The organism is Streptomyces sp. NPDC005070 (assembly GCF_053600395.1).
Map to the genome: position 1 here is coordinate 1 of NZ_JBSFZS010000068.1, position 21,398 is coordinate 21,398.

The window sequence follows — 21,398 nt, forward strand, 5'->3', positions numbered from 1 at the left end:
CGCGAGACCTTCCGACGATCTGGCCGCCGCCTTCGCCCGTCTGGGGGGTGAGGACGACAGACAGATCTGGATCGAGCTGTGGGACGACTTGTGCCATCTGGGCAGCGTCTACAGCGACAGCTTCCCCGCCCTCCCCCACCTGGCGGCCATCGCTGACGGCCGCGCCCCGGGCGAACCGCACGAAGCCGTCGAACTGGCGGGCCTCATCGCGTCGGCGGCGGACGACGAGCACAGCGCGCGCTACGCCGGAGAGCTCGCCGTCCTCCTCCCCGTGGCCCGCCGACTGCTCGACGCGGCACGTGAGGACGCCGTGGTGTTCGTGGACCTTCTCCAGTGCGTCCTGGCCTTCGAGGGAGAACGCGTCTGGAGCGCGGGGCTGCTGGAGGGCCTGTACCAGCAGGAGTACGAGATCGAGTGCCCGAAGTGCGCTTCGGAGCTGTTCATCGCCTTCGGCGACCGGGGCACCTTCGCCTCGGCCGGCGACTACGTGACGGCCGACCCGGCCAAAGCACCCTTGCTGCCGGCCGACCCGCCCGACCTCGCTCCCCTGCCCGCGCGTCTGCACCGCACCGCGACGCAGGCGGGACACGAGGACATCGCACGCGGACTCACGCATCTCTTCGGCCGGGCCACCTGCCCGGACTGCGATGACGTCTTCCCGGTCTCGGAGCAGGTCGAGGCGGCCCGGATATGAACGAGCGGGGTATGAACGAACGGGACTCGAGCGAGCGGGACTCAAGCGATTCGCCCACGCCGGTCGAAGCCGTGGACTGGGCGGCCCTCCAGCACGCCTACGGGACCGCCGACGACGTACCCGCCATGCTGCGGAACCTCCGGCAGCCGGAGAAGGCCGCCGACGCGGCCGACGATCTGCTCACGCACGTCCACCATCAGGGCGGTGGAGTCTATTCATCGGCACCCGCCGCGCTGCCCCACGTCATCGCGGCCGTCACCGACCCGGCCGTCGCCACGGACGTGCGGGCTGAACTCCTCCACCTCGTACGGTCCCTGGCCCACTCGGGAAACACCGCACAGCCCCGATTCGTCACCTCCGGCTGGGCCGGCGCCTGGGACCTGGCGGTCCCCGACCTGCTGCCACTGCTCGACGACCCGGAAGCGGAGCACCGTACGGCGGTCGCGCACTGTCTGGCCGAGGCCCGCGGCCGGGCCGACGAGGTGATCGCCGCGCTGCGGGCACGCTGGGACGTCGAGGCCGCACCACGGACCCGGCTCCAGCTCATCGACTCGGTCGGCTCACTGACCGCCCACGCGGGTGAACAGCGCGGCGCCTCCCTCGACTGGCTGCGCGCCGAGATGAACGGCACCGTCCCCTCCGTACGGCTGACGGCCGTGCAGGCCCTGCGCCGCGCGCTCCCGGGACACGACGTCAGCGACTGCGGACGTGCCGTGTCCGACGTGCTGTCCGGCAGCGAACCGGACACGTGGCGGCCGGAAGGCACCACCACGGGGACGGTCGTCTGGGCGGTCGGCCTCCTCGGAGACGACCCCACCGCCGTGGCCGACTCGACCCGCCAACTGCTCGGACACCGGGACCCCACGGTACGCGCGGGAGCGCTGCGGGTCGCCGCCCAGGCGCTCAGCCGCCGACGGTCCGCCGTCGCCGACCTGTTGCCCGACGTGGCCCGTTCGCTCGACGATCCCGAAGCCGACAACCGGCTCTTCGCCACCCGGATCCTCGGCATGTGCGGGCGCGCGGCCCACCCCTGGGCGGACGCCCTGGCAGCTATGAGCACTGAGGCGGGCGAAGCGCATCCGCAGACCCGGGCCCACGCTCTCTGGGCGCTGTCGCGACTGGGTGACGCGCGGTGCGTCCCGCCCCTGGCGCGGCGCCTGGCCGACGCGGACCCCGGCTTCGCCCACCACTCGTCCCACGCGGACGGCTGGTGGACGTACGAGCTGAGCCTGAACGATGTCGCAGCGGATCTCGGCGCCCACGCCGACGTGCTCCTGCCCCCGCTGCGGGCCCGTCTCGCCACGGCCACCGGCCTCGACGAACGGCGCGCGCTCTGCCAGGTGCTGACGGCGTGGGGCGACGCCTCAGCCCCCGCGATCCCGGAGCTGCTCGCTCTCCTGGACACCGATGCCGCGGTCTGGGCGCTGGACGCCCTCGCCGCGATCGGGCCGGCCGCGGCGGAGGCCGTCCCCCGTGAACGGCTGCGCGCCTTGCTCGAAGCCCCGCCCGCGAACCAGCGGTTCGCACCCCGCTGCCTCACGCTCGCCTACGGACGGCTGACCGGCGACCGCGAGCCCGCGCTGACGCTGCTCCTTCCCGAGCTAAACGCACCCTACGGCCAGGAGAGCGCAGCCGTGCTCCTGGCGGAACTGGGCCCGGCGGCGGCCCTGTACGCCGGACGACTGCGCGAACTGCTGCCCCGTCATACGCACGGCTGGCTGCCGCTGCGCGTCGGCGAGGCACTGTGGCGGATCACCGGACGCACCGACGAGGTGGTCCCGGCCCTCGTCCGGGCGATCGCCCCCTTCGCCGAACAGGGCGGCGCTTATCCGGCGGTCATCGAATCGGTGAAGCTCCTGGCGGAGATCGGGGCGGACGCCGCTCCCGCGCGGCCGGTCCTGAAGGTGTTCCTCGACGCCGACGAACGGCCCGTCAGGCACGGCACCTGGCGTTCCGTCCCGGAGGACGACGCTCTGTGCGCCGCCGCACGCGCCGCACTGCTCGCCACGTCCGCAGCGGGTGGCGCCGACTGACAGCATCCGGGCGGCGGGCCCCGATGTCCGGGGCCCGCAGCAGGGATCGGCCCCGGACAGCAAGAAACCCTGTCCCGCACATCGCGGGACAGGGTTTCGCCAGAGCGCCGGGCAGGCCTTGCACCTGCATTTCCCCGCAGGAAGCGGGGCGTCTTTCCTTGGACCACCAACGCATCACCGGCCAGAGTGACTTCCTCCGACCGCTCTGAACAAACAATAGCGCACAGATGTACGGGCGAGGCCCTCCGCATCATCCGGTGACTCCATGCCCGGGCTCGTGCAGGAGCCGGAGCGGTTCGAGGGGGCGGTTGTCCACCTCTCTCGCCAGTACGACAAATCCATCATCAAGAGGCCGCAGGCGCACCCGGGTCATACACCACATCGCCCCGCACCCGGCATATGCCTTTTTAACCATGCCTCCAGGCCCAATTGGGCGGCACCGCCAACACGATCCGCCCCCGCGAAACACCCTGTTCACAAAGCCGGAGGGACCGCGCCGGGCTTGGCCGCGCCCGCGGCGGCGCGGCGCACCGGACCGGGCCGGTGATCCGGTGTACGCCTGGGCGCTGTCGACGATCGGCGGTCTCATCATCACGCCGGGGGTGAATATCTTCGGAAAAGACTTCTTTCGCGCCGTTGTGGTCGAACTATCGCGTTCCCAATACTTCGAGTGGCCGCAGCCCTCCCAAGGGATCCGGCCGGCACCCAAGCCGCGCAGCCCGCCCCCGCTCCCCGGGCCGACGCATCTCCCCGCTCCCCACTCCCCGCTCCCCTCTCTGCGCTCCTTCCTCTGCGCTCCTCCCTCTCCGCTCTCCAGGTCGGTCAGATCTCAGCTCCCCCTGGGCTGACCCGCCTGCACACGTCCCTGCCCTGAGGAGAAGTCCGATGGACAACCGGTACGAGGCCTACGCCTACGCAGACCCGATCTTCTACGACTCGCCCCGACGCTGGGGCGCTCAGGAGGAGTTCGCGGCCGTCACCCGGCCGCTGCCCGCCGGCTGGGAGCTCGGCGACCTGGAGATCTGGGCGGTGGTACGCCCGCAGGACGTCCAACTGCCCTCGCAGGGCTGGAAGATCCACGTGTCCTCGTGCGCCGAGGACGCCGAGGCGGTACTGGAACTGGTCTACGACTACTGTCTGCGCGAGCACATCACGTTCAAGTTCCTGCGCGGGCTGCCCATCCTGCAGATGCAGAATTCCAAGTACTCACCACGCGGTTCGAGCGGAAAGTTCTGCACGCTCTACCCGCTGGGCGACGCCGAACTACGCCGGTGTCTGGAGGGCCTCGGACCACTGCTCGCCGGCCGCCGGGGCCCGTACATCCTCAGCGATCTGCGCTGGGGCGCGGGACCGCTGTATCTGCGCTACGGGGGATTCGCCGAGCGCCACTGCCACAACGACGCCGGTCAGCGGGTCCTGGCACTCGAAGACCCCGACGGCCGACTGGTCCCCGATGTCCGCGGCGCCGGCTTCTCGGTGCCCGACTGGGCACCCGTGCCCCACTTCCTGGACGAGGCCATCGCCGAACGCAACGCCCCACAGGCGCCCACCCTGCCCTACACCGTCGAACGGGTCCTGCACTTCTCCAACGCCGGTGGTGTCTACCTCGGCCGCAAAGACGCGGACAGCCCTCAAGTGGTACTGAAGGAGGCCCGGCCGCACGCGGGGCTTGACCAGCGCGGAGTCGACGCCGTCACCCGGTTACAGCAGGAACACGACATGATGGCCCGTCTGGCAGGACTGCCCGGAGTCCCCGCCATGCACGAACTGCTGACCGTGTGGGAACACCGTTTCCTGGTGCAGGAGTTCGTCGAGGGGCAGTCGCTGAGCGAGTGGCTGACCGCGAAGTACCCGCTCATCCATCCGGACGCCGACGACACGACGGTCGCCGAGTACACCCGCGAGGCGATCGCGATCGTGGACCGGATCGAGCACATCCTGAAGGGCATGCACGACCGCGGGGTCGTCTTCGGAGACCTCCACCCCCGCAACCTGATCATCCGGCCGGGCGGTGACATCTGCTTCATCGACTTCGAACTCGCCAGCCCCGTAGACGCGTTCGTGCGTCCGGCCCTCGGAGCCGCGGGCTTTACCGCCCCCAAGGGATACACCGGCCCGGAGATCGACCTGTACGGACTGGCAGCGATCCGCCTGTGGTTGTTCCTGCCGCTCGCCCAACTCCCCACCCTGGACGCGGGAAAGAGCACCGAACTCGCCGACGTCATCGAGCGCCGGTTCCCCGTGCCGCCCGGATACACCGCCGAGATCCGCCGCATGCTGGCCCCCTCCCCCGCGGACGGCCGCACTCCCAGGCCCGAACTGGGCCTGCGCAGGGCCGAGACCCGAGCCCTGCTCAGCGGGCCTCGGGCCGACTGGCCGGCCATCCGCGACTCCCTCGCGGCCGGCATCCGGGCCATGGCCACCCCCCACCGCGGCGACCGGCTCTTCCCGGGCGACATCGCCCAGTTCACCCAGGGCAGCCTGGGTCTGGCCCATGGAGCGGCCGGCGTCCTGTACGCCCTCCACGCCACGGGCGCCGGCACGGAGCCCGAACACCTCCAGTGGCTCATCGAGGCCGCCCGCACCCGTCCGGCACAGCCGGGCCTCTACACCGGCGGACACGGCGTGGCCCACACCCTCGACCTCCTCGGCGAACGGGACGCCGCACTCGACCTGCTGGAGCGGCTCACCCACACCACTCCGGACAGCCCGCCGGGCCCGGACCTGTCATCGGGCCGCGCCGGCATCGCCCTGACCCTCTCGCACTTCGCGACGGCCACCGGCAACCACCGACTGCTGGACAGCGCCATCACGCACGCGCGGACCGCGGCCGACGAACTGGAGAAGGAGGGTCCGTCGAGCGGGCGCCGCAAAGCCGGCCTGATGAACGGGGCGTCCGGCGCGGCCCTCGCCCTGGTGCGCCTCTACGAGCACACCGGCGATCACGCTCTCCTCGAACGGGCCCAGACTCTGCTCGAACTGGACCTGGAGCGATGTGTGACTGCGGCGGACGGCACCGTCCAAGTCCTCGACGAATACCGGGTACTCCCCTACATCGAGACCGGCAGCACCGGCATCGGACTGGCTCTGGACGCCCTGCTCCGCCATCACCCCGACAGTGTGACAGCCCGCTACCGGACGCCGATCAGCCGGGCCGCCGAACCCGAATTCATCATCCAGCCCGGTCTGTTCAACGGCCGCGCGGGGCTCCTCGGCTACCTCGCCCTCACCCGGCCCCAGCCGGGCGCTCCGGGCCCCTGGCACTCCCCGCGCCCACGCACCCCGGACGACGCGGAAGCGGCCGCCCACCGCCAGACCTCGCTGGACCGCCACCGCAGGCTCCTGGCCCTCCACCAGATCTCGTACCAGGGCCACCTCGCCTTCCCCGGCGACCAGCTCCTGCGGCTCTCCGCGGACCTGGCGACCGGCTCCGCCGGAGTGCTCCTGGCCCTGGGCACCGCCCTGGCCGGCACGCCCTTCCTCCCCTGGACCGGCGGAACCGGCCCGGCGCAAGCGAGCCCGGGTCTCCCTCAGGCCACGGCCGGCCGCCACCAGGCCTCCGCCGGACACGCGGCCGGCCGGTCCTGACCACGTCACCTCAAGTCGCAACCGGATCAACCGAGTTGCGCCCCAGACTCCCGGCCGCCCCGGCCGGGTGATCCACCCGTCAGTGAATGAAGGAGAACAGCCATGATGATCCTCGACCTGCAGACGATGGACCTGCCCGAGACCGAGGCCACCCCGATCGACGACACCCTCGCGAGCACCAGCTCCCTGAGCGTGCTCAACTGCGGCACCAGCACGGTGAGCACGATCCTCTGCGTGTAACGGGCACCGCCCCGTAGGGGGCGCACGCAGCACAGCCGGCCGGGCCGCCACCAGCGGCCCGGCCGGTCGCCCGCTCGCCCCAGCAGCCCCTCCCTCCGCCAGGTGCGTTCCCCCGCGCGACGCCCCCTCGCCCACCAGAGAGGTTCCCCGTGGCCGACGAGCCCGCTCCCCGCGCTCACCACACGAAGGGCCCACTGCGGCTGCGCCGTGAACTGACCGCCGAACCCGGCCCGCTCACCGCCGCACTGGTCCTCGCACTCGCCGCCACCGCCGCCACCCTCGCCCTCCCCCTCTTCCTCCAGGACGTCATCACCGACTTCTCCAGCCATCGTCCGCTCGCCGACCACATCACCCTGATGTGCGCCGCCGCCGTGGCCGGCGCCCTCACCCAGGCCTGCTCCGGATTCCTGCTCGCCCGCATCGGCGAACGCATGGCGTACCGGCTGCGCATCACGCTGATGGAACACGCGCTGCGGCTGCCCCTGCCCGTCGTCCGGACCCAGGGCACCGGCGAACTCGCCGCCCGGATCACCTCCGACGCCCTGCTGTTGCGCCAAATCGTGGACGTGGCCAGCCAGTTGCCCCTCGCCACCGTGACCATCGCCGCGACCCTCGGCGTGATGGTGTGGATCGACTGGGTCCTCACCGTGGTCACCCTCGTCGCCCTGTCCGCCCTGACACTCATGGTGACGCTGGTCCTGCGCCGCATGCGAGCCAATGTGAGCGGCCAGCAGGACGCCGTCGGGCACATCGCCCAACGCTTCACCGCAAACCTGGAGGCCCTCACCACGATCAAGGCCAACCGGGCCGAGCCGCTGGCCACCCGCGCCCTCGCCGAGGACGCGGAACGGCTGCGCTCCATCTCCCTGGAGGGCGCCCGGCTGGGCACGCTGATCCCCGCCGTGCTCACCCTGGGCAACCAGCTCGCCATGATCGCCGTGATCCTCACCGGAGGCGCCCGGCTCGCCGCGGGCGACATCACCGCGGCCGCGTTCGCCGCGTTCCTCCTCTACCTGCTGCAGGCGATCCCGTCCGTCAACACGCTGGCGACGGGTCTCGGCCGGCTCCAGTCCGGCCTCGCCGCACGCGACCGCTGCAACGACCTGCTGCTCCTGCCGCCGGAGGACGACACGGCCGAGGACGACCAGGCCGCTCCCACCCCGCTCCCCGACGCACCCGCCGTCGCCTTCGACTCCGTCTTCTACACCCACGCCGGAGCCGGCCGGCCCACCTTGCACGGCATCTCCTTCAGCACCGCCCGCACCGGGCTCACCGCCGTGGTCGGCGCGTCCGGGGCCGGGAAGACCACCACGCTGTCCCTCATCGACCGGTTCATCCGGCCCTCCTCGGGCACCATCACGGTCCTCGGTCACGACATGCGGCACTGGCCCCTGGACGCCCTCCGCACCCGCATCACGTACGTCGACCAGGCCTTCACCCTGCTGGAGGCCACCGCCCGCGAGAACCTCCAGCTCGGCCGCACCACGCCCGCCACCGACGCCGAGCTCGCCACCGCCCTCGACGCCGTCGGACTCGCCGACGACATCACCCGCCTCCCCCAGGGAATCGACACCCTGCTGGGCCGCGAGACCGACCTGTCCGGCGGTCAGAGGCAACGCATGGCGCTCGCCCGTGCCCTGTTGTCCGACGCCGACATCGTGCTGCTCGACGAACCCACCAGCCAGCTCGACGGCCTCAACGAACAACGCTTCCGGACCATCATCGAAAAGCTGGCGACGACCCGCGCGGTCATCGTCGTCGCCCACCGGCTCACCACCGTGCAGCACGCCGAGCACGTGATCATGCTCGACCAGGGAACCGTCACCGACACCGGAGACCACCCCGCACTCCTGGCTCGCTGCACCCCGTACCAACAGCTCATCGCCAGCCAGGCGATCGCCCAGCCCTGACACGGTCGAGCCGGACCGCCCTACGCAGGACCGCTTCGCGCAGAATCGCATCGAGCAGGATCGGAGAAGCCATCGCCGACCCGCCGCGGCTAGCGTGATCCGCATGACTTCCATCGCATCCATCACCCTCGAAGTGGACGACCCGACCGCCGCCGAGCGGTTCTACGCCACGGCCTTCGGACTCGGCGCCGGGCTGCGCCTGCGCACCTCCGAGACACCCACGGCCGGCTTCCGCGGATTCACGCTGGCCCTCACCGTGTCCCAGCCGGCCGATGTCACGAGCCTCATCGACGGCGCCCTCGCGGCCGGCGCCACATCACTCAAGCCCGTGTCGAAGTCCCTGTGGGGCTACGGGGGCGTCGTCCAGGCCCCGGACGGAACGATCTGGAAGGTCGCGACCTCGGCGAAGAAGGACACGGGTCCGGTCACGGGCACCATCGACGAACGTCTGCTCCTGCTGGGCGTCGCGGACGTGAAGGCGAGCAAGCGGTTCTACGTCGAGCAGGGGCTGACCGTCGCGAAGAGCTTCGGCGGCAAGTACGCCGAGTTCACCGCGGACGGGCCGGACCAGTTCAAGCTCGCGCTGTACAAGCGCGCCGGTCTGGCCAAGGACCTCGGCGTCGCCGACGACGGCAGCGGCTCGCACAGGCTCGCGCTCACCGGCGTCGCGACGGCGTTCACCGACCCGGACGGCTTCGCCTGGGAAGTCCCCTCGCCGGCACCCACGCACTCCTGACCACGGTGCCGGGCACAGCGGCTCCCGTCCACCGGTCCCGCCGGTACGCCACAGGGTCGTAGTCTGTCGGCGTGGCCCGCCATACACCGCCGCGCCCCGTGGACGTGGAGAAGCTGTTTCCCGAGCTGGCGCCCCTCCGCAGAGAGACCGTGAGGCTCCACCCGCGTGTGGGTGAACCGACCTGCCGGGACAGCTCGGTGGGTGGCCCGCTGCTCTGGCCGGCCGAGGAAGCGTGGCCCCTGTGTCCCGAGCACGAGGGTTTTCCGATGGTGCCGGTCGTCCAGATCTACCGCGACGCTGTTCCCGACGTCGTTCCCTTCCCCGACGGGTGCGATCTGCTCCAGGCCCTGTGGTGCCCGCGGAAGCACAGCGGAGGCCGCTGGGTCGTTCCCGATGTGCGCCGACGCGAGGCGGGCGCGGTCGGCGAGGTGCTGTCGGCGCCGCCGAGACCGGCCGAGATCTGGGAGAACTACGTCCCGCGTCCGTGCGTCGTCCATCCGGAGGCGGTGACGGAGTATCCCCACTGGGACCTGGAAGACGGCCTCTGGGACGGACTGGAGTTCAGGTTCCTGGACTTGGACCAGGAGACGGGCTGGGACCACCAGAGCCACCTCTCCACGGCCCCGGGCACGAAGCTGGTCGGGTATCCCGGCTGGAGTCAGGAACCGAGTTGGCCGGACTGCGCGGAGTGCGGGAAGCGCATGGAACACCTCCTGACGGTGGCAAGCACCGAGGGCGACGCGCTGTCCCGGCGCGCTTGGACCCCGGTCGAAGACGAAGGTGTGCCCTACGAGGGGCCGGGCCTGGTGCTCGGCGACCTCGGCGGTGTGTATCTCTTCGAGTGCCACACCTGTCCCGGCCGCCCCTTCACTCATCGCTTCGACTGCCCGTAACGGCTGAGGACTTGGCCGCCGGAGCGCCGGGAAATCTCTCCCCGTCTCCGGCCGGCACGCGGTCGCGGAACCTCTGGCCTGGCGGGTTGGAGCGGTCGTCGCGGCCCGGGGAGTCGTCCTGCCCCCGGCACCGGTCAGGCGACGCGTTCCAGGCCCGCCCTCACGGACTGCCGGGTGCCGTCCCGTTTGGTCGACTCGTAGGCGAAGTCCACCGTGTCGCCGGGCCGCAGCGTCAGGGTGATGCGGCCGTTCGTGACGCAGTTGCCGGACTGGATGCTCTCCCCGAGGATCACCTGGTCCGTGCCGCCGACCGCGGTCAGGGTCACGGTGCCGTAGCAGTCGGAGGACTCCATCGCGTAGTGGACGCTGCCGACTTGCTCTCGCAGTGTGCCCTGGTCTAGCTCCACGGTGACGCGGTAGTGGTCGGTATTAGTGGCGTCGACCTCCTCGGCGTAGCCCTGCCAGCGTCCGAGGAACTCCTCCGGCAGGCCGACGGGCGTCGGAGCGGTGGGGGTCGGGGCGCCCGGGGCTCCGTCGGCTCCGCTGGCCGCTTCGGACGCCACGGGTGTGCTCGGCGGGACCGAACTGCGGGGAGCGACGGAGGTTTCGGGCGCGCCGGGGGCGTCGGAGGCGGGCGACGCGCCGCCGAGCGCCGGACCGGAGGCGCGTTGCTCCACATCGCCGCTGAGCTGCACGAACAGACCGATCAGGGCTGCGACGATCGTGGCCGCGGCACCGATCAGAGCCACGACGAGTGCGCTCCGGTGGGAGTCACCTGAGGACTGACGGACCGGGCGCTGCGGCCTCGCGTAGGGATCCGGCGGGGACTGCGGTCTGGTCATGGCTCGGCCTCTGATGCGTGGTTCAGGGAAGATCAGGCCATATTGCCGCCTAGGCACCGCACTTGTCGGACTTTCAGGCAAATCTGCCGAATAGATCATGCCGAATCGATTCAGCTCGCGCACTGTTCCGATGTGTGGCACTCACCGGTTCACCAACACCAGCCTCACCCCTGGACCGTCGGGACCGTGGTGGCGGTCTTGGTCTCGGTCACGGCGGTGTCCCGCCGGGATGCGCGAGGCGGGCGGTCGGCGTCAGGGGCCGCCCATGGAGCGCTCCCCGAAGCGCCTGCCCGGCCACCGCCGGGCTTCGAACCCTCGACCGACCACGGGCTCGACGCCGGTGCAGCACTCCGGGGGTTACGCCTTGGCGGGGCCGCTTCCCGGCTCCTTCACGATGCGGTCGCCGACCGCGATCGACTTCCACAGCCCACGGTCGACGCGCACCTTCAGGAACTGGCCGTCCGCACGCCTCACCTTGACGAAGTGGTACATGTTCGCGCCGTCGAGCATGCCCCGCGACTTGTCCTCGACGATGCCTTCCCAGGCGTCGTCCGGTCCTGGTTTGTGAGATTTGAACATGCCGCAAGCCTAGGGAGATCGACAGGCGGGGTGCAGGGTCAAGCGGCGCACATACCGCAGTACGGGTGTCACACAAGGAGCCATACAAATGTCCTGAGCAGAGCAACGACGACAGTCACGGCAAGCGGGGCTGACAGCGGGCTGCAAGGATGCGGCCATGGAGCAGCTATTGAGTCGGCAGGAAGCATCGACGGCGGTCCAGGACTACGGATGGCGCTTCCTGCTGGGCACTTTGCGAACGTCGGTACGGGTCGGATCGTTGGCTGAGGCGACGGGCTTGGCGGCGGACACTGTCGCGGCGTGCGGCGACGACGCCGACCGCCACCTTCGGGTCGATGTCCGCCCCGATCGGGTCGTCTTCACTCTGCAGTCGTTGGACCGCGCGGCGGTTACCGCTCGGGATGTCGAACTCGCGCGTCTGATCTCCGCGAGCGCTGACAGGTCCGGGCTCGTGGCAGAACCCGACATCGGAACGGGGGCACCACGGTCCGTCCAGGTTCTGGAGATCGCCATTGACGCACTGGACATCGCCGGGATCCGTCCGTTCTGGAAGGCGGTGCTGGGCTATACGGATGAGCCGGGTGCCGAAGGACCGGAGGCTCCGCTCGTCGACCCGGTCGGGCAGGGCCCGGCCATCTGGTTCCAGCAGATGGACCATGCGCGCCCCCAGCGCAATCGCATCCACTTCGACATCTGTGTTCCGCATGACGAGGCACTCCGGCGGATCGAGACCGCGCTGGCGGCCGGCGGCCGGCTGGTGTCCGCGAGCCGCGCCCCCGCTTTCTGGGTGCTTGCCGACCTGGAGGGAAACGAAGCCTGCGTGACCACATGGCAGGGTCGAGACGGCTGAAGCTCAAAACCGCCAAGCGCCCAGGGGCCGGGGCGTGAGAAGGTGCGGTTCGATCCGGGACGGACAGGGGGAAGTGTGGGGCTGGTCTACAGCTACGACATCTATCTGCGACCTCGGAATGTCGCCAGGGCGTTGGCCAATCTAGCCGAGCTGGCGCCGTCGGCCTGTGCCGTACCCGTACCACCACTCGAGATCACCCTGCCCGGAGGTGACCGGCTCGCACTCCCGTTCACGTCCCGTTTCGCGAGCGAGCCGGTCGACTGCTCCCAGAGCAGCACGCTCGAGCTCGACACGTCCCTCATGTTCGACGTCGATGACGCAATTCGTGAGTACGCGCGGACGAACGGCCCTGAACCCGAAGCGGACGGGCGCATCCAAATCGGGTACATCTACGCGACGATCCGGTTCGCGTCCCCACGGCACCCTGGCTACACGTCGGTGGAGTGCTGGGCAGCGACGTCGGGGATGAGCCGCTTGTTTGCGCGATCGGCCAGCATCAGGAAGGTGTTCACCGACCTCACCGCCGACAGCGGAGGAGTGTGCTGCCTCTTCGACACAGGCGACGGCGCCCCCGAGCAAGTGTGCTGGCTCAACGGTCAATCCACCCAAGAGATGGTCCCAGGTCCCCGCTTTCCAGATCGGCGGGCGCTTGTGGCGACGTGGTCCGATTCCGAGAGGTGAGCATCAGTGCTCTCCATCTGAGACCACAACATCGAGTTACGCGCTCTGGGGGGGCTGACGTGAGTGTGCGGGGGCGGCGTTACAGATATGTCGGACCGGTCGAGCTGAAGGCCGCGGTCCGGCCTGGGTGCAGCGGAGTCCGGATCAGCTCGGCGGCTGACTTCGACAGGTGGATCGCCGAGCGATCGACGACGGAGCTGACTGAACCGTTCACCTTCGTGGTCGGCACGGACGGTGCGCTTCGACTGGCGCCGCGGCGCAGCGAGCACGTGGCCTGTGCCGGCGGAGACATGGTCCTGAGCGCCGGCGAGATCGGCTTCGCGCGCGAGGCGGACCGGTGGGCCGTGAGCGAGGTCAGCAATCAGTCCACCGGGTACTGCCCGGACATCAACACCTGGCCGGCAGTCGCCCGCGCTCTCGACGACGTAGAACTCGGGCGGCCCTCCGGCTTCACCCACGAGGTGGTGTTCCGGCGATGTCCCGACTGCCAGGAAGTCAACATCGTGCGCGAGGAGGACTTCGTCTGCGTCTTCTGCGGCAGCGATCTGCCCGCGGCCTGGAACGTGGATCCCACGGCGTGACGTCGCGGAAGTCGGCGAGGGGCGTCGACACCTTGCCTCACCAGCACTTCATGCCGATCCGGGTCCCGGGACCCGTTCCATCATGGCGAAGCCGTAGTGCGAAGATGCGGCGCCGACGTCGGACCTGCCGCCCCGGTTGCAACCACCACCCCTGCCCTTTCCTCTTCTTCGGCATCGGCGCGCTTCGGTCAGAAGGCCGTTCGGGTGGAGCTGCAAGCGGCCGTCTCGGCAGCCGGGTTGGCGGGCGGCAAGGTCGAGGCGGGGTTCGGCGCGCACCAAGTGGCACACACCCGCGCCGGCACCGAAAAGGCACGCAAGGCCGTTCTGGCCACCCGACTGACCCCCTGTGTGGTCACCTGGTCGCTCACCGAGAATCACGTCCTCTCCCCGACCGCCGCCGATCGGGCCGGCACACGGCGGCAAATGAAGGTTCTGCTGTCCGGCCTCTCGGCACGGGGCTGGAAAGCGAGCACGCCGTCACAGGAGGCACCGGTCGGGGGCAACGGCACCTACTTCATGGCTTCGTACAAGAAGGAGGGCTGGCTCCTCTACGCCCGGCATCTCGCGGCACCCGCGTTCGACCACATGACGGTCATGGCCACGGAGGTGGCCTGCTTCGACCGACTCACCGATGAGGAGCGAGCCCTCATCGAGAACTGAAAGATGTCGCACAAAGCTGAGTGCGCATAAAGCTGAGTGCGTGCAGATCAGAGTGCGCGCAGGTCAGAACGAGCGGGTGGCAGAAGCTCCCGCTCATGATGCGAGGGCGACGCTCCTCAGGGGCGTCGTGGAGGACGCGTTCTTGTCGAGCGGCCCGCGGATCAGCTGGCCTCGTCCGCACGGTCGGCCGCCAGGCGGGCCTCGAAACCGTCGAGCAGTGACCGGAGCCCGAACTCGAAGGAATGGTCGGGGGCTCCGGCGTACTCCGCGGCGGCCGTGGTGTCGAGGCGTTTCCGCAGGTGCGGGAATTGCCTGGCGGTATCGGTGGCGCGCCGCATGGTGTCGGCCATCAACTCCTCGGCGTCCCCGCCGCTCTTGTTCAGCCGGCGGTTCAACGACACCTGCGCGGCGGGCCCGAGGGTGCTGCCGAGCACGAACGCGAGGGCCGCGGCGGCCGCCCGGTCCGCGTCCGGTGCGGCGAAGCCGGCCTTCTCGTAGACGGCCAGGCTGAAGTCGTTGTGCCGGGCCTGGGCCGATCCGTAGAGGAGATGGCTACCGAACGCCTGGACGAGCCAGGGGTGCCGGCCGAGCATCGCGTACACGCCGGTGGCATGGGCGGCGGCGGCCGTACGCCAGTCCGTGGTGTCCAGGTCGGGCACCTCGACCTCGCCCCAGACCGCGTCGCCGGCGAGCCGGACCAGGTCGTCCTTGTTCTTGATGTGCCAGTAGACGGCCGTGGCGGCCGAGCCGAGCCGTTGCGCGAGGCTGCGCATATTGAGGCCGTCCAGCCCCTCGTCGTCGAGCAGCTCGATGGCGGCACGAACGATCCGGTCTGCGGTCAGCGTGTCTCGCGGCATGGCGGCAACCCTACTTGAACTTAGTTCATGGAACGCCTTGCACTTTGTTCAAGTCCTCCCTACGCTCCTTCTTGTACTTAGTTCAAGGAATCCGAGGGGGAGAGATGTCGCAGGAAAAGCTGTCGGAGTTCGTCTCATCGCAGGCCACGGAACTCGGTGTCCCCGGTGTCGCCGTCGGGGTCCTCCTGGAGGGCCGGGAGATGTACGCCTCGCACGGTGTGACCAGCCTCGCCAATCCGCTGCCGGTGGACGAGAACACGCTGTTCCCCGTGGCCTCGGTCTCCAAGACCTTCACCGCGACCGCGCTGATGCGCCTGGTCGCCGAGGGAAAGGTGGACCTGGACACGCCGGTACGGCACTACGTCCCGGAACTGCGGCTCGCCGACGAGCAGGCCGCGGCGCGGATCACCGTCCTCAACCTGCTGAACCACACCGCGGGCCTGGACTGGAATCTGATCGACGACGGCAGGGGTGACCGCTCACTGACCGGCCTGGTGGCGAAGCTTCCCGGCCTCCCGCTGATCGCGCCGCCCGGCACCCGTGCCTCGTACAGCCAGGCCGGTTACAACCTGGCGGGCCGGATCGTCGAGAAGGCCACGGGGCTGCCGTTCGAGCAGGCCATGGCCTCGCTCGTCCTGGAGCCGGTGGGCCTGACGGACACCGTGTACGGGCTGGCCGAGGCGATGGTCCGCAAGTTCGCCGTGGGCTACAACCGTGCCGAGGACGGCGAACTGCGCGCCGCCCGGCCCTGGAACGCGTTCAGGGAGGGCGCCCGCGGCGACAACCCGGGCGGCGGGCTCGCCTCCTCGGTGAGCGACCTGCTGCGCTGGGCCCGGTTCCAGCTCGGCGACGGAACCGGCGTGCTGCCCGCCGCCGAGCTGCACCGCATGCGCGAGCAGACGGTGGAACTTCGCGGCAGCACCCTCGGCGAGGGCTTCGGCATCTGCTGGTTCCTCCACGACTTCGGCGGCCTCCGCGGGATCGGCCACGGCGGTTCGGGCAACGGCCAGTTCGCCGAACTGCTCATCGTGCCCGAGCGCGATTTCGCGGTGGTCTCGCTGGCCAACCTCGGTCCGGACGGCTACCCCTTCAACCAGTCCGTCGTCCGGTGGGCGCTCGAGCACTACCTCGACGTCACCGAGAAGCCGGCGCGGCCGCTCCCGTATGACGAGGGAAGGGCTCGGCAGGTCGTCGGCCGCTACGAGATCGACGCCATGAACCTCGACATCGCCGTCGACGGCGCCCGGCTCACCCTGGGCGTCGGGATCAAACCGGAGATCCGCGAGGCATCGGATGAGGAGATGCCGCCGGACCACCCTGCCGCGACCATCGGCTTCCTTCCCGGTGACGGCGACGAGTACGTCATCACCGAGGGCGGCCTCGAGGGCCAGCGCGGCTACTTCTCCCGCGACGCCCACGGAGCGATCACCGGCATCGACATCGCGGGCCGACTGTTCAGCCGGGTAGCGGCGGTTTCCTAGGCCGCCAGGGGCAGTTCGCGGCGGAAGACGGCCATGGCGCGTCCCGGGCCGTCGTAGTCGTCGGTGATCGTCACGTCGAAGCCGACGCTGCGATGGAAGGCGATCGAGCCGGTGTTCTCCACCGAGGTGATCGCCTTCAACCGTCGCGCACCCTGGAGTTCGGCCGCTTCGGCGAACGCCGCGTACAGTCGACGCCCGAGACCGCTGCCACGGGTGTCGTCCCGGGTGGCGATGAGATGCACATAACCGGTGCCGTCCGGCGTGACGAACCCGAAGGCGTAGCCGCGGATCCCGTCCTCGGCACGTGCGACGAGGCAGGTGGCCCCGAACTCCCGCACCAACGCCAGAAGATGCAGCGAGCGAAGGTCCCGTTCGCCCCAGTAACGGGAGTGATCGGCCAGGACCTGGTGAAAGTCGGCCACGTCAGCGGGAGTTATGTCGATCTCCATGAACGACGATCCTGACACACCCCCGGCACCGGGTACCAAAAGGAGTCGACGCCGTTCGACGCGGCAGTCGATCATGGGTACATGCCACTGAGAGAGACCCTGACGCGCGTCGACGCGGACTTGGCCGCGGGCCGGATCCCCGTCGCGCGTCAGCGCCTGCGCGGGCTCGTATCGTCGTTTCCGAACGACCTGACGCTTCGGCGCCGCCTCGCCGAGACCTACAGGCTGTACGGAGAGCCCGCGGAGGCGGGCCGCTGGATGTATCTCGAGTCGGACCGGGACGCGGCCGAGACCTCGGCCTTCGAGGCCAGGTACGACACCCCTGAGCGGCGGATGCGCGCACTCGCCTGGAGCGGCTCGGAGTCACTGGCCGGAACAGCTTTCGCCAGAGGGCAGTTGGAAGCGGTACGGGTGGCCTGCTCGGACTCCATGGGGCATCCCGTCGCATGGGACACCGTGCCGGACGGCAAAGAGACCGACCGCGTAAACAGCCCCTTCACCGGCTTCCTGTCGGGAGCCGGCTGCCTGCTGGCGGTCGTCGCGTTCCTCGCGATCTGGGTGAACGGCCTGGTGTCGCTCTTCGACTGAGTTCACGGCCGAGGACCCGTACGACGTGTGCGGCGCGGGGGCCGGATCGGCGGCGGGCCGGACACCGCGTCGCCGATCCGCCGCCGGGCCGGGCTCAGTCGCTCACAGGAAGCGCCACAGGTGGTCGGCCGTGCCGTTGTCGTCGTACTGGACCACCTGGGCGCTGTTGGCGGTGGACATGTGGTCGACGCCCAGGACCTTTCCGCTGTTCTTGTTCCGGATGCGGTACCAGCCGTCGCCGTTGTCGACGAACGTCCACAGGTGGTCGTCCGTTCCGTTGTCCTCGAACTGCACGACGATCGCGCTGTTTTCCATCGACATGTGGTCGACGCCGAGCACCTTGCCGCTGTTGCCGTTGCGGATCAGATGCCGGCCGTCGCCCCGGTCGACGAGCTGCCAGGCGTGGTCGCCCGTCCCGGTGTTGTCGAACTGCACGACGCGTGCGCTGTTCTCGGTCGACATGCCGTCGACGGCCAGGACCTTGCCGCTGTTCTTGTTGGCGAGTCTGCGGAAGGGTGGTTCCGGGGTCCAGGGCCGGCCGTCCGGAGCCGCCGTGGGGAAGGACGTGACACGTAGCCGCGCGGCGCCCATGGGGATGAGGGTGACTGTCTCGACCGGCGCGTCGCTGCGGGCCGGGGAGTCCTGCAGGGGCGCCACGACATGTTCGTCGTCCGCGACCCACTCCGGGATCCTGCGGGCCTGCGCCGAGAGGGACACGGGCGTGGTGTTGGGCGTGAAGGGCTGGTCCGGGACAACGGTGCCGGTCTGCGCCGGAGTCAGCGAGGTCTCCGGCAGGAGGCCGTAGTTCCATCCCGTGGTCGCGTGGACCTCGTACGCGGGGAACGCGTCGTCTCCCGCGTAACGGTCGTAGCGTTCGCCGATCTTCAACGAATAGGCGAGGGGGCCTCGTTCGACGCTGACCGCGCCGTGCCCGCCCGGCCAGGAGCGCAGTCGGGCCTGCTGAGGCAGCCGCAGGCGCACGATGTCGCCGTCGCGCCAGGTGCGGTCGATCCGTGCCCAGGACGGGCCGTCCGAGGCGGTGACCGCCGTTCCGTTGACCTGCAGTTGGGGACCCGTGCACCAGCCGGGCACGCGCAGGCGCAGGGGGAAGCGCACCGGACGGGGTGTGGAGACGGTGAGGGTGATCGTGTCCTGGAAGGGGTATCCCGTTTCCTCGGTGACGGTGACCGTCGTTCCCCCGGCGACCACGGCCTTGACGCGGCTCGGGGCGTAGAGCGCGGCGGCCAGGCCGCCGTCGGCACCGGCGAGCCAGAGTTCCTCGGTGAAGTAGGGCCAGCCCATGCCGTAGTTGTGGGGGCAGCAGCGGTACTGGTCGACACCGGCCTGGAAGGCCTGCATGGCGAAGCCGTTCTGGAACTGCCCCTGCGTCTTGGGGCGGTTGTCGAGGTCGACGCTGTTGGCGCTGGTGATGTAGTGAAGGGACTTGCCGTCGGGATCGAGGGAGGCCGGGAGCATGTTGAAGGCCAGGTCCTCACAGCGGTCCGCCCAGACCGGGTCCCCGGTGATCCTGGTCAACAGCTCGTGGCTGGCCATGAATTCGACGATGCCGCAGGTCTCGAAGCCCTGCCGCGGGTCGGCGAATCCGGGTCGGTAGTTCTCGTCCCCGGCCAACCCCCCGCCGGGGAACCGCCCGTAGGAGCCCATCACGGTGTCGTAGGCCCGGTAGGTGGCGCTCACGAGGTCGGCGGAGCCGGTCAGTTGCCCGTACTGGGCGGGCTCCCGGAAGCCCTGGGCGATGTTCACGTTGTGCCGGCTCGGGGTGGCCCCGGTCCAGTCGGCGCCGTAACCGTGCATCTTGGCGGCGAGGTCGAGCAGGAAGGCCTCGCCTGTCCGGCGGTGGAGCCATACGGCGATGTCCAGGCCGTCGCCCCAACGGTAGGACACCCAGCTTGTGTTGAACGAGCCCGGCCCCTGGGCGTTCATGTAGCGGAGGAAGCGGACGAGGAACGGCACGATCCGCTGGTCGTGGGTGTACTCCTCGTGCGTCCGCAGCGCTTGCAGGAGCGGCAGGAAGGGCCAGAAGTCCGGTCCGCCGTTGAGCGCCGTGCGTAAGCCGCGAGGCCCGAAGAAGCCGTCGCTCTGCTGGGTCGCGAGGATCCCGTCCACCCACTCACGCGACCGCGCCAGCGCGTGCTGGTCGCCGGTGGCGATGGCCAGCGGGATGTAGCCGCGCAGCCAGTACGGCACCTCCTCCCAGGCGTCGTGCTCGGGATGCACCCAGCCGGTCGTGGAGAAGTCGAGGAAGTGCGAGAGATTCTCGTACGTGCCGCACAAACCGGCGAGCTGCAGCCGGAGTTGGCCGGCGAGCCACCCGCGGGCGACCACGCTTCCGGGCGGCAGCTTCTGGAACGCGTCGGCCGGCGCCGTCTCCGCTCGCGCCTGGGGCGCCGCGGCCGCGGACCCTGCGAACGGGCCGCCGAGGGCCGCGGCGCCCAGCGCTCCGGAGCCCAGGGCGAGGACTCTCCGTCTGCTCACTGACATGCAGGTGACCTGCCTTCCGAAAGGGGTCCGCTCGCAGTGCGACAACGTTGTCCCACTTCTACAACGTTGGAAATGGCGCCGCGGACATGACAGCACGGTGGGGTCCGGCTGTCCAGGAGTCGTCGCGAACGATCCCAAACTGCCCGGGCGAAGGGCCGGTGGACGACCGGACCGCCCGGCCGGGCACATCAGGTTCCGGCGATCCGGTGTGTTCGTCCCGGGCGTCCGGGGTCTGCTCCGGGGTGGCGTTCACGCCACCCGCGCCTGCGGCTTCCAGAGGGCGCAACGCCACCCGGGGTCAGGAGCGGCTCGCGATCATCGACATCAGCAGCCGGTGGGTCTCGGCGTCGGCGGCCGCCACGAGTCCCCGGCCCGACGGCCCGATCGGGGCACGGTCGATCCCGGTGACGACGCAGCCCGCCGCCTTGCACAGCGCGATGCCGGCGGCGAAGTGCACGCTCCCGGACAGGTCGCCGCCGTCCGTCACGTACGCGGCCCGCTTGCCGGCGGCGACCCAGCTCAGGGCCAGCGTGGTCGACACGACCCGGGGCCGGAAGCGTTCCACGAAGGCGGGCCCAGCCAGCAGGTCCACGGCGCGGAACCCGGGCGCGCCCGGGAACGGCGGGTCCAGGTTGACGTCCACGAGCCCGGTGGCGGACGAGGGCACCAGCCGGGCATCGGCACCGTCGCGCCGTACCCACGCGGTCTCGCTGTCGGTGAAGTAGACCTCGCCGCCGAACGGGTCGGCCACCGCGGCGGGACCGCCGCGCAGCGCCACGTTGACGGCCACCAGCATGGTGCCGACCGCGTAGTTCAGCGTGCCGCACAGGGGGTCCACCAGCCACTGGCGCGCGGCCCCCGCCGCACCCTGCGGCCCGCTCTCCTCGCCGAGCACGGCGTCGTCGGGCCGGGCCTCGCGAAGGATGTCGAGGATCGTCTTCTCGGCCTCCACATCGGCGGTGGTGGCGAAGTCTCCGCCGCCCTTGTCGATCCGCGTGAGGCGCCGCCCGTACAGGGCCCGCACCACATCCGCTCCGGCAGAGGCCGCGGCTGTCGCGACCGCGGCATCGTCAAGTCCCGCATACGAGTTGCTCACGTCCGGCACGATATCGGCGGTGGCGCGGGGCGGGTGCGGCGGCCGGGATCTGTGGGGCTGCGGGGCCGATTGTCAGTGGCCGACGCTAGCGTTCGCTGCATAGTCGCACTCCGCCCGGGTCGGACTGACCTGGGTGAA

The 21,398-nt window shown here is 70.3% G+C and carries 19 protein-coding genes; 13 read left to right on the forward strand and 6 right to left on the reverse strand.

Annotated features, from left to right (window positions below; genetic code table 11):
• The 7 genes from ACWEBX_RS22750 to ACWEBX_RS22780 all read left to right on the forward strand — a co-directional run.
• Positions 1-694, forward strand: a 694-nt coding sequence (locus ACWEBX_RS22750) for a hypothetical protein (protein ID WP_451886649.1), incomplete at its 5' end; no start/stop codon positions are given.
• An 11-nt stretch (positions 695-705) separates the two neighbouring features.
• Positions 706-2,727 (forward strand): hypothetical protein, encoded by a 2,022-nt coding sequence (locus tag ACWEBX_RS22755; protein ID WP_451886650.1) that lies wholly within the window; start codon positions 706-708, stop codon positions 2,725-2,727.
• Between the two features lie 885 nt (positions 2,728-3,612).
• Complete coding sequence (gene lanKC, locus ACWEBX_RS22760; protein WP_451886651.1) at positions 3,613-6,315, forward strand: class III lanthionine synthetase LanKC; 2,703 nt, start codon at positions 3,613-3,615, stop codon at positions 6,313-6,315.
• Between the two features lie 102 nt (positions 6,316-6,417).
• The gene (locus ACWEBX_RS22765) at positions 6,418-6,555 is read left to right on the forward strand and encodes a SapB/AmfS family lanthipeptide (RefSeq protein ID WP_107065889.1); all 138 of its coding nucleotides are present in this window, start codon (positions 6,418-6,420) and stop codon (positions 6,553-6,555) included.
• 149 nt (positions 6,556-6,704) lie between these two features.
• On the forward strand, positions 6,705-8,465 hold the full coding sequence (locus ACWEBX_RS22770) for an ABC transporter ATP-binding protein (protein WP_451886652.1): 1,761 nt from the start codon (positions 6,705-6,707) through the stop codon (positions 8,463-8,465).
• Between the two features lie 103 nt (positions 8,466-8,568).
• Complete coding sequence (locus ACWEBX_RS22775; RefSeq protein ID WP_451886653.1) at positions 8,569-9,201, forward strand: glyoxalase; 633 nt, start codon at positions 8,569-8,571, stop codon at positions 9,199-9,201.
• Positions 9,202-9,272: 71 nt separating this feature from the next.
• A complete protein-coding gene (locus ACWEBX_RS22780) occupies positions 9,273-10,094 on the forward strand; it encodes a DUF1963 domain-containing protein (protein WP_451886654.1) in 822 nt (273 codons plus the stop codon).
• Positions 10,095-10,228: 134 nt separating this feature from the next.
• Here the strand turns inward: ACWEBX_RS22780 and ACWEBX_RS22785 are convergent, their stop codons facing one another.
• Positions 10,229-10,843, reverse strand: coding sequence for a hypothetical protein (locus ACWEBX_RS22785; RefSeq protein ID WP_451886655.1), 615 nt, complete (start codon positions 10,841-10,843; stop codon positions 10,229-10,231).
• A 450-nt stretch (positions 10,844-11,293) separates the two neighbouring features.
• Complete coding sequence (locus ACWEBX_RS22790) at positions 11,294-11,515, reverse strand: DUF7489 domain-containing protein (protein WP_451886656.1); 222 nt, start codon at positions 11,513-11,515, stop codon at positions 11,294-11,296.
• A gap of 157 nt (positions 11,516-11,672) precedes the next feature.
• On the opposite strand from ACWEBX_RS22790, the gene ACWEBX_RS22795 reads away from it, so the two are divergent.
• The 4 genes from ACWEBX_RS22795 (at position 11,673) to ACWEBX_RS22810 (ending at position 14,287) form a co-directional block, all read left to right on the forward strand.
• Complete coding sequence (locus ACWEBX_RS22795) at positions 11,673-12,365, forward strand: VOC family protein (protein ID WP_451886657.1); 693 nt, start codon at positions 11,673-11,675, stop codon at positions 12,363-12,365.
• Positions 12,366-12,440: 75 nt separating this feature from the next.
• On the forward strand, positions 12,441-13,046 hold the full coding sequence (locus ACWEBX_RS22800; RefSeq protein ID WP_451886658.1) for a hypothetical protein: 606 nt from the start codon (positions 12,441-12,443) through the stop codon (positions 13,044-13,046).
• A gap of 59 nt (positions 13,047-13,105) precedes the next feature.
• Entirely contained in the window at positions 13,106-13,627 is a 522-nt protein-coding gene (locus ACWEBX_RS22805; protein ID WP_451886659.1) for a hypothetical protein, read from the forward strand.
• A gap of 204 nt (positions 13,628-13,831) precedes the next feature.
• A complete protein-coding gene (locus ACWEBX_RS22810) occupies positions 13,832-14,287 on the forward strand; it encodes a hypothetical protein (RefSeq protein WP_451886660.1) in 456 nt (151 codons plus the stop codon).
• 161 nt (positions 14,288-14,448) lie between these two features.
• Here the strand turns inward: ACWEBX_RS22810 and ACWEBX_RS22815 are convergent, their stop codons facing one another.
• Positions 14,449-15,144 (reverse strand): TetR/AcrR family transcriptional regulator, encoded by a 696-nt coding sequence (locus ACWEBX_RS22815; protein ID WP_451886661.1) that lies wholly within the window; start codon positions 15,142-15,144, stop codon positions 14,449-14,451.
• A gap of 104 nt (positions 15,145-15,248) precedes the next feature.
• Between ACWEBX_RS22815 and ACWEBX_RS22820 the strand changes: the two genes are divergently transcribed.
• Positions 15,249-16,625: a serine hydrolase domain-containing protein gene (locus ACWEBX_RS22820; protein ID WP_451886662.1), complete on the forward strand. Its 1,377-nt coding sequence runs from the start codon at positions 15,249-15,251 to the stop codon at positions 16,623-16,625.
• Here ACWEBX_RS22820 and ACWEBX_RS22825 read toward each other — a convergent pair.
• A complete protein-coding gene (locus ACWEBX_RS22825) occupies positions 16,622-17,074 on the reverse strand; it encodes an N-acetyltransferase family protein (protein ID WP_451886663.1) in 453 nt (150 codons plus the stop codon). The genes ACWEBX_RS22820 and ACWEBX_RS22825 overlap by 4 nt on opposite strands.
• 81 nt (positions 17,075-17,155) lie before the next feature.
• On the opposite strand from ACWEBX_RS22825, the gene ACWEBX_RS22830 reads away from it, so the two are divergent.
• Positions 17,156-17,662: a DUF6584 family protein gene (locus tag ACWEBX_RS22830; RefSeq protein WP_451886664.1), complete on the forward strand. Its 507-nt coding sequence runs from the start codon at positions 17,156-17,158 to the stop codon at positions 17,660-17,662.
• Positions 17,663-17,764: 102 nt separating this feature from the next.
• Here the strand turns inward: ACWEBX_RS22830 and ACWEBX_RS22835 are convergent, their stop codons facing one another.
• On the reverse strand, positions 17,765-20,164 hold the full coding sequence (locus ACWEBX_RS22835) for an RICIN domain-containing protein (protein WP_451886665.1): 2,400 nt from the start codon (positions 20,162-20,164) through the stop codon (positions 17,765-17,767).
• 298 nt (positions 20,165-20,462) lie between these two features.
• Positions 20,463-21,260, reverse strand: a complete 798-nt coding sequence (locus tag ACWEBX_RS22840; RefSeq protein WP_451886666.1) for an inositol monophosphatase family protein — start codon at positions 21,258-21,260, stop codon at positions 20,463-20,465.
• Between the last annotated feature and the right edge of the window lie 138 nt (positions 21,261-21,398).